The sequence below is a fragment of the Curtobacterium sp. 320 genome, from assembly GCF_031455235.1.
Lineage (GTDB): Bacteria > Actinomycetota > Actinomycetes > Actinomycetales > Microbacteriaceae > Curtobacterium.
This window is the reverse complement of sequence record NZ_JAVDSI010000007.1, coordinates 194,629-207,374: the sequence shown is the minus strand read 5'-3', so window position 1 is coordinate 207,374 and position 12,746 is coordinate 194,629. Positions and strand designations below refer to the sequence as shown.

The window sequence follows — 12,746 nt, the reverse complement described above, 5'->3', positions numbered from 1 at the left end:
CTGGGTCGGTGCACATCACACTCGACTCCACGACCGCGACCGACGTCGTCACCGACATCCGGTTCCCCGAGGGCAACCGCTGGCACGACGGCCGGCTCTGGTACTCCGACATGCACACGGGCGAGGTGTTCTCGCTGCGCCCCGGCCCGGCCGCGCAGCCCCGGCTCGAGACCACGGTGGACGGGCAGTCCTCGGGCCTCGGGTGGCTGCCGGACGGCCGGTTGATCGTCAGCGCGATGGAGTCCCGCACGGTGGTAGCCGTGGGCGAGGACGGCGCGGCCGAGGTGTTCGCCGACCTGTCCGGGGTCGAGTCCTCGCTGCTCAACGACCTGGTCGTCGACGACGCCACCGGCCGCACCTACATCGGTGCCTTCGGATACGACCTCTACGGCGGTGAGGAGCTCCGCCCGGGCCCGCTCTGGGTGATCGACACCGACGGGTCGCACCGCCTCGCCGCGGACGGTCTCGTCTTCCCGAACAGTGCGAACGTCCTCCCGGGCACCCGGACGCTCGTGGTCAGCGAGACATGGGGTGGTCGTCTGACGGCGTTCGACATCGAGCCCGACGGTTCCCTGACCGGACGACGCGAGTGGGCGGCGCTCCCCGACGGCACCACGCCGGACGGCAGCACCGTCGACCGCGACGGCGCGGTCTGGGTCTGCTCCGTCGACACCGGCGAGTTCCTGCGGGTCGTCGAGGGCGGCACGGTGACGGACCGCATCGAGGCCCCGGGTCGGTGTGCGATCGACTGTGCGCTCGGCGGCGAGGACGGGCGCACGCTCTACCTCGCGACCGCCGACAGCTACGACCCCGCCGTGACGGCACGGACCCGGGCCGGTCGGATCAGTTCCGTGCGCGTCGAGGTCCCGGGGTGGTGACGGCGACCGGTCGGTCGTGACGCCGCGCGGAGATCGCTCCGTGCGGCCGCGGGGTCGCGTCGTCGGCGTCCCGGGTGACCGTCTCGACGACGTCGAAGCCCGCTGCGGAGACCGCGGCTTCCAGGCGGTCCACCGACCACCGGTGGGCGGTGGTGACCGCGTGGTCGAACGGCTCCACGTCCGGTCCGGTGGGGAACCCGACGAGCAGCCCGCCGCCGGGGCGGAGGACCCGCGCGAACTCCTCGAGCGGACGTCGCAGGGCAGCCGGGTCGTGGTGGATCAAGGAGTACCAGGCCAGGACGCCTCCGAGGCTCTCCGGCTCGTCGGGGAGCGCGTCGACGTCCGCGACCGCGAACGGGACGCCCGGATGCGCCTGCCGGGCGTGCGCGACGAACTCCGGGACACGGTCCACACCCCGTGCGTCGTGACCGAGCGAGGCGAGCTGTGCCGTCCAGTGTCCGGGGCCGCACCCGGCGTCGAGCAGGGGTCCGTCGACGGTCGACGCCCACGCCGTCACCAGCGCCGCGTCGGCCGGGTGGACGGAGGTCATCGACCCCAGGTGCTCGATGTACTCGGCGGCGCGACGCGAGTACGCCGACGTGACGGGGTCCGGGTCGCCGGGACGCACCATCACCACGTCGACGTCGTCCTCGTGGTCACGGACGAACCCGTGCCGCTCGTAGAGCCGCTGTGCCGCACTCCCCTGCAGCACGATGAGTCGCGTCTCCCCGGCGTGCGGCTCGGCCAGCACGGTCCGCAGCACCGACGACCCGATACCGCGCCCCTGCAGGTGCGGCGCGAGGTAGAGGTGCTCGATCCACCGGCCGCTGCCGTCGACCCGGACCGTGACGGAGCCGACGTCGGCACCGTCGACCACGATGACCCGCGTGCTGTCGGGCAGGAAGCCGCGCCGCAGCCGCTCCCGGACGCGCACGTCGTCGTACCGGCCGAGTCGGCGGAGGTCGGCTCGGAGCACCTCGGCCCGGAGCTCCGCGATCCACTCCACGTCGTCAGGGGTACCGGGGCGCAGCGAGATGTCCATCCCCGCCATCGTACGGTTGCCGGGACACGTCGTAGCCTGGCCGCGTGGCACCTTCGCGAGCGGTCGGGTTCGACCTCGACGGAACCCTCTTCGACCACCGGGGCGCCGCCCGCACCGGCGCGGAGCAGTTCCTCACCGGGCTGGGCGTCACCGTCACCCCGTCGGTGCTCGACGCCTGGTCCGCCGCCGAGGACGAGCACTTCGAGCGCTGGCGTTCCGGCGAGATCGGCTTCCAGGAGCAGCGGCGCGAGCGGCTCCGGACCGTCCTGCCCCCGCTCGGGATCGTGCTCCCCCACGACCCCGACGCTCTGGACAGCGTGTTCGAGCGGTACCTCGACGCCTACCGCGCCGCCTGGCGTGCGTTCCCGGACGTTGTGCCGCTGCTCCGCGAGCTCCGGACGCGCGGCTACCGCCTCGGGCTGCTGACGAACGGGTCCGCCGCGCAGCAGTCCGAGAAGCTGGCCGCGACCGGACTCGACACCGCCCTCGACGTGGTGTGCATCTCGGAGCGCATCGGCGTGCAGAAGCCCGACGAAGGAGCCTTCCACGCGCTCGCCGACGCACTGGGGGTGCCCGCGTCGGTGTGCCTCTTCGTCGGCGACGACCCGGTCCGCGACGTCGCCGGGGCCCGGTCCGCGGGGATGCGTACCGTCCTGGTCGACCGGTACGCCGACGGTGCACCCGACGTCCGGCACCAGGTGCTGTCCGCGCTCGGCGAGTCCTGAACGACGCATCGTCCCGATCGGCTCGTGCCGTGGGGCTCGTGCCGTTCCCTAGGCTGGTGCGATGCGCTCCCTGACCCGGCTCGACGACTGGACGGCAGACGAGGTCGAGCAGGTCTTCGCCCTCGCGGACGCGTACCGCACCGGTCAGGGGCCGACGACCGACGGCTCCGCGGTGATGTTCTTCCCCGCGACCAGCCTGCGCACGCGGGTCACGTTCGAGCGCGGTGCCGCGACGATGGGACTGCAGCCGATCGTCTTCCCGGACACCACGCTCGACAAGCCCGAGGCGCTCTCGGACGTCGCCGGCTACCTGGCCTCGTGGGCGGACGTCCTCGTTGTCCGCCACCACGACCTCACCGTCGTCGAGGGCCTCGCGCGTGCCGGAGCACTGCCCGTCGTGAACGCGATGACCGACGAGAACCACCCGTGCGAGGTGCTGTCCGACCTGTACGCCCTGCGGCGGGCGCAGCGCGACCTCGGCACGCTGCGCTTCCGTTTCGTGGGCGCCGACGGCAACATCGCCCGGGCGTGGCAGGAGGCCGCACGTGTCCTGCAGCTCGACCTGGTGCAGTGCTGCCCCGCCGACCTCGCGACCCCCGGAGCCGCGTGGACGGACGACCTCGCGACCGCGATCCGGACGGCCGACGTCGTCATCACCGACGGGCCCGGTCGGCATGCCGAGGCGCTCGAGCCGTTCCGGGTCACGGCGGACCTGCTCGACACCGCACCGGCCGGCGTCCGTTTCGCCCCGTGTCCGCCGTTCGTGCGCGGGCGGGAGGTCAGCGCGGACGCCGTCGCGCACCCGGCCTTCGTCGGGCACGGGTTCAAGGCATCCCTGCTGCCGGTGCAGCAGGCCGTGCTGGCGCACTGCATCGGTCTCGCCTGATCCGGCCCACTCCCTATCGCTCGACTCCCACAGGAGCACGGCGCAACCGACCAGCCCGGGCCCGGGCCCGGGCCCGGAAACATCGCACGGAGAGCGCGATGCCCACTCCGTCGAGCAGGACGAGGAGACCGAGCGCGGCGTGCGCGACCACCCAGAGCGCAGCATCGTGCGGGAGCAACTGCGACGGGTCGAACGCCCCGGTCGACTCCGAACGGTCGACAGCCCAGTCGTCAGCCTCCGTGTACAACGTGAAGAAGGCGACGAACGCCGCGTTGAACACGACCGCGAGCGCCCAGATCACCGCGATCGTCACCCGGGAGAGCGGCCGGGGCGCAGCGACGTCGGACATGGGGCAACCGTAGACGGGAGCGACCGGGCGATCGGCAGGGGAACCGCATTCTGGGCGTGAGCGTCCTCGAAGGGACGGAGAGCGAGACCCGACGCCCCGGGGGCTTCCTCGTGGTGCACGGCAGCGTCGGCGTCTGCGGTGTCAACGGGATGGCGCAGACTCTGAGCAAGCATGACGGCACGCTGACTGTTCGGTCACGAACGGTACGGGAGCAACAGGCCTGCACCGTGATTGCCGCATAGTTGCAGTCATGGGGACATGGACCGCACGTGAGACCTTCGGGCTCGTCGGCAAGAGCTACCTGTGGATGGTCGGTGTCACCACCCCCACCGTGCTGCTGGTCTGCATCCTGGTCAGCCTGTTCTCCGGTGCCGATGGCTCCGCACTGTTCCTCGGCATGACCACGGTGTTCATCGCCGGCATCATCAGCATCGGCGGGGCGGCCGTCGCACTGCCGTTCACCTACGTCACCGGCAGGCTCCTCACCTCCGTCCGGAACACGGCGGCGCACGTCGCTACCCACTTGGTCGTCGCCGGTGCGCTGGCTGCCGGCTGCATGCAGGGAGTGGTCGCGTTCTCCGGCGGCGGCTGGATCTGGCAGTTCCCCTTGCTGGTGTCAGCACCAGCGGGTGCAGCGGCCGCCATCGCCACATGGCGTCACACGCATCCGAAACCGGCCCAGCCTGTCCGCGACGCCGTTGCTCCACCTCATCGAAGTCGACCCGATGAAGCGCCGGCACCGATGTCGGCAGTCGAGCGCGACCGACGCAGATGCTGAACCGGTCGCTGAACACGCCGAGCTCGCACCACGGGCACACGCGGACGCTCGATCGCGCCGAGACCATGCCACGTGCTCTGATCCGGGGTTCGCGCAGTGGCTGATCAAACACGAAAGCCCCCGGTCTCCCGGGGGCTTTCTGCTGTGGTGGGCGATACTGGGATCGAACCAGTGACCTCTTCCGTGTCAGGGAAGCGCGCTACCGCTGCGCCAATCGCCCAGAGGAGTGTGGAACTGGAGGTGGGGACGGGATTCGAACCCGCGTGGACGGCTTTGCAGGCCGCTGCCTAGCCTCTCGGCCACCCCACCATCGAGGTTCACGTCTCCGTGAGTACCCGAACGGTGGGATACCCTCTGGTGAGTCGTGACGTTCCGGAGAACACCACACTCGAGCGGATGACGAGATTCGAACTCGCGACCCTCACCTTGGCAAGGTGATGCGCTACCACTGCGCCACATCCGCACTTGTCTGACCCGCTGTCGCGGCGACGACGTAAACTCTATACGAACCCGGGGGCATCCACCAAAATCCTCCTCGTTCACCGGGCGTGTCCCCCGTGTTCATGCGGATCGGGCGGGTTCCACCACCCGCGCCACACCCGGGACGCGCGCCGTGTTCGGCACCGGCCCCGGCATCCGCTACTATCGACTGGCACGCACAGTGCAGGGGGCGATTGGCGCAGTTGGTAGCGCGCTTCGTTCACACCGAAGAGGTCATCAGTTCGAGTCTGGTATCGCCCACCCACCCGCAAGAGCCCGGCGCAACAGCGTCGGGCTCTTCGCATCTGTTGAGACAGTCACGAGCAAGATCGGACGAAGGGGCGCATGACCGACGTCGACCTCGAGTTCGCCCGGGTCCGGGCAGTCCTCGACCGTCCGACCCTCCGGCTGATGTCCCGGCCGACCAGCGCCGTCGTCCTCGCGGTGTTCCGCACGGTGTTCGACCGCGACGTGCAGTACGTCCCCGCGGATCGGATGCACCTGCAGGTCGAGGAGCACGTCGCACGGCTCCAGGCCGCCGGCGCGCGCACCCCCGCGAGCGAGCAGGCGGAGCAGCCCGAGCAGGACGCCCGACCGAACGGCCGCGCCCTCTGCCGCGAGTGGGTCGCCGCGCAGTGGCTCGTCCGCTCGAACTCCCCCGACGGCGACGAGCAGTACTCCCTGACGAGCCACGCGCTCGAGGCCCTGTCCCTCGTCGACGCCCTGTCGTCCGACCGGGCGCTCATCAGCGAGAGCCGGCTCGCGATGATCGTCGACGCCGTGCACCGCTGGGCCGCCCGCGCCGAGCCCGACCCCGACGTGCAGATCCGCCGCATCGACGCGCAGATCGCCGAGCTCCAGGCCGAGCGGGCGCGACTCGAACACGGTGACGTGGACACCGTGGACGACGCCCGGATGCGGGACGGCTACACGAACATCTCCGACCTGATCCGCCAGCTCCCGAGCGACTTCAAGCGTGTGGAGGAAGCGGTGGCGACGATGCACCGCTCGATCGTCGAGGACTTCCGGCAAGAGGTCCGTCCGATCGGCGAGATCCTCGACGACTACCTCGCCCGCACGGACAACCTCATGCAGGCCACCCCCGAGGGCCGTGCGTTCGAGGGGGCGTTCGAGCTGCTCCGCGACGACGCCCTGCTGCTGCGGCTCCGAGACGACATCGCGACGATCCTGGCCCACCCCTTCGCGGACTCCCTCGGCGCGTCCGAGCGCCGGGCCTTCCGCAACACGGTGGTCATCCTCCGCCAGGGCATCGAGGACGTCCTCGCCCAGCGACGACAGCTCACGGCGACGCTGCGCGACCAGATCGTCGCGCACGACGTCGCCCGCGACCGTGAACTCGACGCCGTCATCCGGTCGATCGAGCGGGGGCTCGCGACCTGGATGGAGCAGGGGTCGGCGCGCGACCGGCTGTCCCTCGGTCTCCTGCCGGCGACGGCCGAGGTCGGCACGCTGCGCGAACGGTTCTACGATCCGGACGCCGAGTCCGTGCCGCCCGCGATCGAGGAGCCGGACGACGACGTCTTCGAGGAACTCGACGTGGAGACGCTCCGGCGACACGGCGGACCGCTCCTCACCGAGCTCCGCGCGGCACTGCGCTCCGCCGAGGCCGACTCCAGCGTCGACGCCTTCCACGGCCTGCCGCCGGAGCAGCGGCGTCCGGTCGAGCTCTTCGGGCTCGCGCATCTCCTCACCGGTCACGAGGACTTCGAGTCCGCCACGCACCTCGCGGAGCACCGGACGGTCCGTCCCGACGGCAGCCCGGTCACCTTCCACATGCCGACCGCGGCGCTCACCGACGAGCGCCGCGACCGGACGCCAGACACGACGAACGACGAACACGCACAGGAGGCGCGGTGAGCGACACGACGCCGGCACCGGTCGACGAGACGGTCCCCTACGACGACCCCGCACCCGTCCCGCAGGACGACGAGCGCGACGAGACCAGCTTCGCCCTCTTCGAGGGCGACGAGGGCCGACTGGACGACCGGCAGCGCCGTGCCCTCGTGGCGCTGCTCCGCAACTCCTACGTCAGCGCACGGACGCACGCCGACGAGTGGCGCGCCGTGCTCGACGCGGAGTACCAGCTCCGCTCACGCCTCAACGACCTGTTCCTCGAACTGCACGTGGACCGCGACCGCGAGGTCGCCTGGAAGCGTCAGGCCCGCTCCGAGAGCCATCGCCGCGGCTTCCCCACCCTGCTGCGCGACGTCCCGTACACGCGCGAGGAGACGATCGTCCTCGTCTACCTGCGCATGCGCCTCCGCGCCGACACCCGCCCGGGCCCGGACCAGGTCGTCGTCGACCGCTCCGAGATCCTCGGGCACGTCGCCGGGTTCCGCCCCGCGACGGCGACCGACCGCACCCGTGACGAGGGCCGCGTGGCGAAGGCGGTCGAACGCCTCGTGACCGCCCGGATCCTGCTGAAGACCAGCGACCCGGACCGGTTCCGGGTCGCGAGCGTGGTCGAGGTGCTGCTCCCCCTGGAGCGGCTGCGCGACCTGGACACGTGGTTGGCGACCACAGCGTCGCGGACCGCCACCGCGCACGGGGACGCGACCACTCCGGAGGGCGAGCCGACCGACGGGGACGACCCGTCCCTCCTGGCCGACGAGACCGACACCGACGACGAAGGCGAGACGGAAGCGTGACCGACACCTTCGAGATCCCGGCGCTGTTCGACACGGTCGCGCAGTGGCGCGCCGAGTCGATGCAGGTCGTGAACTGGGGCGGCTTCCACGGCCACCGCCAGGTCGAGCTGTCCGGCACCGCGACGCTCATCTCGGGCGCGTCCGGCACCGGCAAGTCGACGCTGATGGACGCGTACCTCGCCGTGATGATGCCGTCGGACGTGCCGTTCAACGGCGCGTCGAACGACGCCACCACCGGGCGCGCGCGCAGTGCCGACCAGCGGAACCTGCTGACGTACCTGCGCGGCAAGGTGGACACCCGTCGCGACCCCGAGTCCGGTGCCCTGCGCGACGTGAACCTGCGCGGCGACGACCAGACCACGTGGGGTGCCGTCGCGGTGACGTTCCGGAACGACGACGAGCGGCGCTTCACGGTGCTGCGCGCGTACATCGTGCCGAAGCGTGCGCGGGGCGTCGGCGACATCCAGATGACCATGGCGACGGTGGACGACACGTTCGACCTGCGCCGGCTCGAGGAGTTCGTGCCGACGCGGTTCCACCACCTCGAGCTCACCGGACGCGTGCCGGGGCTCGTCATCCGCGACACCTACCAGGAGCTCGCGTACACGCTGCAGACCCGCCTCGGGATCGGCGACTCCGGCGGTGGCAACCGCGCGATGCGGCTCCTCGCGCGCATCCAGGCCGGGCAGCACCTGCCGACCGTCGACGCCCTGTACAAGTCGCTCGTGCTCGAGACGCCGGGCACGTACGAGGCCGCCGACCGCGCCCTCGCGCACTTCTCCGCCCTCGACGAGGCGTACGAGGCGATGGACACCGAGGAGCGCAAGGTCCGCATCCTCTCCCCCATCACCGAACTGCACGCCGAGATCGCGCGCTCGAGGGCCGCGGCCGAGGCGCTCGACGGGATCGCGACCGGCGCCGAGGTCTCCCCGTTCGCGCACTGGACCGCATCGCGCAAGCGTGCGCTCCTGGACGCCGAGGTGGACCGCAACGGGCGCGAACGCACGGCTGCCCGCGCCGAGGTCGCCGCGGCGGAGGCCCGGCACGCCGCGGTCGAGATCGAGCTGCGGGACGCCGAGGCCCGGCTCCGTGACCAGGGCGGCAACGCGCTGGCGCAGCTCGAGGACCGCATCGACCGTCGGACGCGCGAGCGCGACGCCGTCGTCCGCACCCGGGCGACCTTCGACGAGCGGACGGCCGTGCTCGGGTCGCCCGTGTCCACCGAGCAGTCCTTCACCGCCGCGCAGCGGGCGTCCCACGAGTTCCTCGGCACCTACCCCGCGTCGCGCGCGGAGCTCGACGAGCGCCGTGACGCCCTCACCCGCGAGGAGTACCCGCTCCTCGACCGCGAGCGGTCCCTCCGCCAGGAGCGCCAGTCGCTCGAGCACCGACAGGGCGCCATGCCGCTGCCGATGCACGAGGCCCGACTGGCGATGGCCCGCGCCGCCGGCATCGACCCGTCCGAGCTGCCCTTCGTCGCCGAACTGCTCGACGTGCTGCCCGGCGAGGAGCGGTGGCGCACGGCGATCGAGTCCGTCCTGGCGCCCGTCGCCCGCACGCTCCTGGTCGACCAGGATCGCCTCGCCGACTTCAGCGAGGCGATCGACGCGCTCCGCCTGCCGGTGCGCGTGCAGTTCGAAGGCGTCCCGACGGGGCCACACATCGACGTCGACGGCGACCCGTCCATGGTGTCCGGCAAGCTCGCGATCAAGCAGTCGCCGTTCAGCACCTGGGTGCGCGAGCGCATCGAGTCCGACCGCACCGACGCCCGGTGCGTCGGGTCCGCCGCGGACCTCGGCGGCGGCGGTCGGCGCGTCACCGAGTCCGGGCAGCTCCGCGACGGTCGACGCGGTGCCCACGGCGACCGGCGTCAGGCGAACGTCATCGGCTTCACGAACGAGGCGCGGGTCGCCTCGGTGGAGCAGGAGCTGGCCGCGATCGCCGAGGACCTCGCCACGCTCGAGGCCCGGCGTACCGACGTCGCGCAGGACATCACGGCGCTCGACGTCCTCCGCGCGGCGCACCAGCACATCGTCGACGTCACGTGGGAGGCGATCGACGTCGTCGGGCTCGACGACTCGCTCGCCCGCCTCGACCAGGAACGCCAGGCACTCCTCGCCGCCGACGACGGCCTGCGCACCCTGCGTTCGGCCGTGGGTCGGCTCCGGGCGTCCCTCGACGAGGCGTCGGACCGTCGCGCCGCTGCCCGCCAGTCCGTCGCCCGGCTCGAGGAGCGGCACGCCGTGCTCGTGGACGGTCAGGACGCCGCGGCCGAGATCCTGTCGCGCTTCGAGGACACCCCTGACGCCCTGCCGGACGACCGACAGGCGCAGCTGCTGTCCGAGACGTTCGAGGAGATCGGAGCGCCGGACGGCGTCGACGGCTTCGACGACGCCACCCGCCGACTGAAGCGCCGGCTCGAGGAACGCCTCGCGCAGGCGCTCGACGGCGCCGCCTCGGCCTCGACCGCGTTGACGCTGACCTTCCAGCGCTACCAGGACGCCTGGCCGGACCCGAACCTCGGGACCGGCGTCGCGTCCTACCCCGACTACCGCGCCATCCTCGACCAGATCGTCGCGACGGGCCTGCACTCCCGCCGGAGCGAGTGGCGCCGACGCCTGTCGCAGTGGAGCGGCGAGGACCTCGTCCCGCTCGCCGGCGCCTTCGACCGGGCCGTCGTCGAGATCGAGGAGCGGCTCGAACCGGTCAACGAGATCCTCCGCGAGCTGCCCTTCGGTGCGAACCGCGACCGGCTGAAGATCCAGATCCGCCGGGTCACGCGCGAAGAGGTCACGGCCTTCCGCCGGGAGCTGCGGGCACTGTCGGCGTCCGTCGACACCGAGCTGACCGACGACGTGCTCGAGACCCGGTTCCGCAGACTCCGACGCTTCATGGTCGTCATCCGCCCCGACCCGTCCGTCCCGCGTGGCGGCCGGACCACGCAGCGCGACGCCGTGCTCGACGTCCGACGGCACATGGAGATCACGGCCGTGCGGTACGACACCGAGGGCAACGACCTCGGCGTGTACTCGTCCCTCGGCGACAAGTCCGGCGGTGAGACGCAGGAGCTCGTGGCGTTCATCGTCGGTGCCGCGCTCCGGTACCAGCTCGGCGACGAGACCCGGCCGCGGCCGCGGTTCGCGCCGGTGTTCCTCGACGAGGCCTTCATCAAGGCGGACTCGGAGTTCGCGGGGCGTGCGGTGACGGCGTGGCTGCGGCTCGGGTTCCAGCTCGTCGTGAGTGCGCCGCTCGACAAGGTCACGGCGCTGGAGCCCTCGATGGAGCGGCTCCTGTCGATGCGCAAGCACCCGGACACCGGGCACTCGTCGATCACCGAGATCGCGCGGGCTGCCGTGGGGGCGTAGGCGCGCGTCCCGTCCCGTCCCGTCCGCGGGCCGACCGCCCGTTCGCGGGCCGCCGGGGTCGCACGAACTGCCGCCCGGCGCCGGCAGCAGCGGCACTTCGTACGACCCCGGCGATGGGTGCACGGCATGTCGTGCGACCAGGGCGACCGTTCCCGCCACCCCCGGACTGGGGTGCCGGCAACAGCAGGCCGCCGGGCACTCCTTGACTACGATCGCCAGGAGCTCCACCGACTCCAGCAGGGACCGTACCGTGACCACTCGCACACGCACCGCAGGCGCGATCGTCACCGGGCTCCTCGTCGCCGGCGCGCTCGCTGCGTGTGTCCCGTCCTCCACGGCACCGGGGTCGACAGCGGCACCGACCACCGCCACAGCGACTCCGCTGGTCACACCGACGCCGAAGCAGACACCGACGCCCACACCCACCCCGACCCCGACCGCCGTGCCGACGACACTCCCGGTCGGCGACGTCACGTCGAACGGACGCACCTGGCGGCAGTCGTACGCCGAGGACTTCACGAAGCCCGCCGCACTCGGCACGGTGGCATCCGTCTACCCCGGCATGGGCCTCTACGACGGCTTCCAGGACACCAGCGGACTCGGCACGTACGCGCCTGCGAAGGTGCTGTCCGTCGCCGACGGCAACCTCGACTTCGACTTCCACTCCGAGGGCGGCCGACCGCTCGTCGCCGCCGTCATGCCGGACGGGTACGCACCGCACACGACGGCACGGGTCAGCATCCGCTACAAGACCACGGTCACGGACGGGTACAAGTTCGTCGGCATGCTGTGGCCGTCCTCCGACGAGTGGAACGACGGCGAGATCGACTGGCCGGAGTCACTGACGCTCGGGGCATCGCCGCGCCCCGCGTCCGCGATCCCGGGAACGTACGCGAACCGTCACGTCAAGTACGACCGCTCGGTGCAGGTCCACGCGAAGACCGACACCACCGAGTACCACGTCGCCACCACCGAGTGGGACACGGGCATCGTCCGCTTCTACTGGGACGGGGAGCTCGTCTCCTCCACCACCGAGGCCGTGCCGACGAAGCCGATGCGCGTGACCCTGCAGGGCGAGACGTGGACCGATCACGGCGCCGTCCCGACGGACGCAACCGGCACCGTGTCCGTCGACTGGATCTCCATCTGGAACTGACCCGCGCACGGTACGGTGGGCGCGTGTTCGGACGCCGCTCCCCCAGCCCCCGCCCCGACGACCGACCGGGCCTCGGCATCGGCGCCCTCGTGCAGGTCGTCGACACCGACCAGGGCGGCGAGCAGTGGGCCGACGAGCCGATCGGCGTCATCGTCGCACCGGGCGGCAGCCAGCTCGGCGGGACCCAGCGCACCTGGACGGTCGCGTTCGAGGAACCCGTGTACACGAAGGACGGCCGCGGCCCGTTCGAGCGCGCGACCGTCCTGAGTCGTCAGCTGGTGCCGATCGAACCGGCACCGGACACCGAGGGCTAGTACTCCTCGTTGCCGCTCTTCATCATGGCTGCGAAGGCCATGCAGACCCCCACGCCACCGAGCACGCCGATGCCGATGATGACGCCTGCGATGAGTTCGAGCAT

11 protein-coding genes and 4 tRNA genes are annotated in these 12,746 nt (G+C 71.8%); 10 read left to right on the top strand and 5 right to left on the bottom strand.

The features are described 5' to 3' along the window. The first annotated feature begins 8 nt into the window (after window positions 1-8). The gene (locus J2X60_RS11675) at window positions 9-878 is read left to right on the top strand and encodes an SMP-30/gluconolactonase/LRE family protein (RefSeq protein WP_309887634.1); all 870 of its coding nucleotides are present in this window, start codon (window positions 9-11) and stop codon (window positions 876-878) included. On the opposite strand, the gene J2X60_RS11670 is transcribed toward J2X60_RS11675, so the two are convergent. Beyond that, entirely contained in the window at window positions 844-1,920 is a 1,077-nt protein-coding gene (locus J2X60_RS11670; protein ID WP_309887633.1) for a GNAT family N-acetyltransferase, read from the bottom strand. The two genes, J2X60_RS11675 and J2X60_RS11670, sit on opposite strands and share 35 nt — an antisense overlap. A gap of 44 nt (window positions 1,921-1,964) precedes the next feature. On the opposite strand from J2X60_RS11670, the gene J2X60_RS11665 reads away from it, so the two are divergent. Both J2X60_RS11665 and J2X60_RS11660 read left to right on the top strand, forming a co-directional pair. Further along, the gene (locus J2X60_RS11665; RefSeq protein WP_309887631.1) at window positions 1,965-2,645 is read left to right on the top strand and encodes an HAD family hydrolase; all 681 of its coding nucleotides are present in this window, start codon (window positions 1,965-1,967) and stop codon (window positions 2,643-2,645) included. Between the two features lie 61 nt (window positions 2,646-2,706). Then, window positions 2,707-3,531 carry an ornithine carbamoyltransferase gene (locus J2X60_RS11660; protein WP_309887630.1) on the top strand — a complete coding sequence of 275 codons (825 nt, stop codon included), beginning with the start codon at window positions 2,707-2,709 and terminating at the stop codon, window positions 3,529-3,531. 13 nt (window positions 3,532-3,544) lie between these two features. On the opposite strand, the gene J2X60_RS11655 is transcribed toward J2X60_RS11660, so the two are convergent. Next, window positions 3,545-3,880: a hypothetical protein gene (locus J2X60_RS11655; protein WP_309887628.1), complete on the bottom strand. Its 336-nt coding sequence runs from the start codon at window positions 3,878-3,880 to the stop codon at window positions 3,545-3,547. Window positions 3,881-4,130: 250 nt separating this feature from the next. Between J2X60_RS11655 and J2X60_RS11650 the strand changes: the two genes are divergently transcribed. Continuing rightward, window positions 4,131-4,658, top strand: coding sequence for a hypothetical protein (locus tag J2X60_RS11650; protein WP_309887627.1), 528 nt, complete (start codon window positions 4,131-4,133; stop codon window positions 4,656-4,658). 145 nt (window positions 4,659-4,803) lie between these two features. Here J2X60_RS11650 and J2X60_RS11645 read toward each other — a convergent pair. The 3 genes from J2X60_RS11645 to J2X60_RS11635 form a co-directional block, all read right to left on the bottom strand. Beyond that, window positions 4,804-4,878 (bottom strand) — tRNA-Val (locus J2X60_RS11645). Window positions 4,879-4,893: 15 nt separating this feature from the next. Continuing rightward, window positions 4,894-4,967: transfer RNA gene (locus tag J2X60_RS11640), tRNA-Cys, on the bottom strand. Between the two features lie 82 nt (window positions 4,968-5,049). Further along, a tRNA-Gly gene (locus J2X60_RS11635) sits at window positions 5,050-5,121 on the bottom strand. 205 nt (window positions 5,122-5,326) lie between these two features. On the opposite strand from J2X60_RS11635, the gene J2X60_RS11630 reads away from it, so the two are divergent. From J2X60_RS11630 to J2X60_RS11605, 6 genes are all read left to right on the top strand, one after another. Next, window positions 5,327-5,399: transfer RNA gene (locus tag J2X60_RS11630), tRNA-Val, on the top strand. Between the two features lie 84 nt (window positions 5,400-5,483). Then, the gene (locus J2X60_RS11625) at window positions 5,484-7,016 is read left to right on the top strand and encodes a DUF3375 domain-containing protein (protein WP_309887625.1); all 1,533 of its coding nucleotides are present in this window, start codon (window positions 5,484-5,486) and stop codon (window positions 7,014-7,016) included. Continuing rightward, window positions 7,013-7,807 carry a DUF4194 domain-containing protein gene (locus J2X60_RS11620; RefSeq protein ID WP_309887623.1) on the top strand — a complete coding sequence of 265 codons (795 nt, stop codon included), beginning with the start codon at window positions 7,013-7,015 and terminating at the stop codon, window positions 7,805-7,807. The genes J2X60_RS11625 and J2X60_RS11620 overlap by 4 nt, the downstream gene beginning before the upstream one ends. Continuing rightward, complete coding sequence (locus J2X60_RS11615; RefSeq protein ID WP_309887620.1) at window positions 7,804-11,172, top strand: SbcC/MukB-like Walker B domain-containing protein; 3,369 nt, start codon at window positions 7,804-7,806, stop codon at window positions 11,170-11,172. The genes J2X60_RS11620 and J2X60_RS11615 overlap by 4 nt, the downstream gene beginning before the upstream one ends. A 250-nt stretch (window positions 11,173-11,422) precedes the next feature. Continuing rightward, complete coding sequence (locus tag J2X60_RS11610; RefSeq protein WP_309887610.1) at window positions 11,423-12,328, top strand: glycoside hydrolase family 16 protein; 906 nt, start codon at window positions 11,423-11,425, stop codon at window positions 12,326-12,328. Window positions 12,329-12,351: 23 nt separating this feature from the next. Next, window positions 12,352-12,642 (top strand): hypothetical protein, encoded by a 291-nt coding sequence (locus J2X60_RS11605; RefSeq protein ID WP_309779514.1) that lies wholly within the window; start codon window positions 12,352-12,354, stop codon window positions 12,640-12,642. Window positions 12,643-12,746: the final 104 nt, after the last annotated feature.

Coding starts and splice junctions, on each gene's coding strand:
- J2X60_RS11660 (WP_309887630.1), top strand. CDS start 2,707: ATGCGCTCCCTGACCCGGCTCGACGACTGGACGGCAGACGAGGTCGAG.
- J2X60_RS11655 (WP_309887628.1), bottom strand. CDS start 3,880: ATGTCCGACGTCGCTGCGCCCCGGCCGCTCTCCCGGGTGACGATCGCG.
- J2X60_RS11650 (WP_309887627.1), top strand. CDS start 4,131: ATGGGGACATGGACCGCACGTGAGACCTTCGGGCTCGTCGGCAAGAGC.
- J2X60_RS11670 (WP_309887633.1), bottom strand. CDS start 1,920: ATGGACATCTCGCTGCGCCCCGGTACCCCTGACGACGTGGAGTGGATC.
- J2X60_RS11625 (WP_309887625.1), top strand. CDS start 5,484: ATGACCGACGTCGACCTCGAGTTCGCCCGGGTCCGGGCAGTCCTCGAC.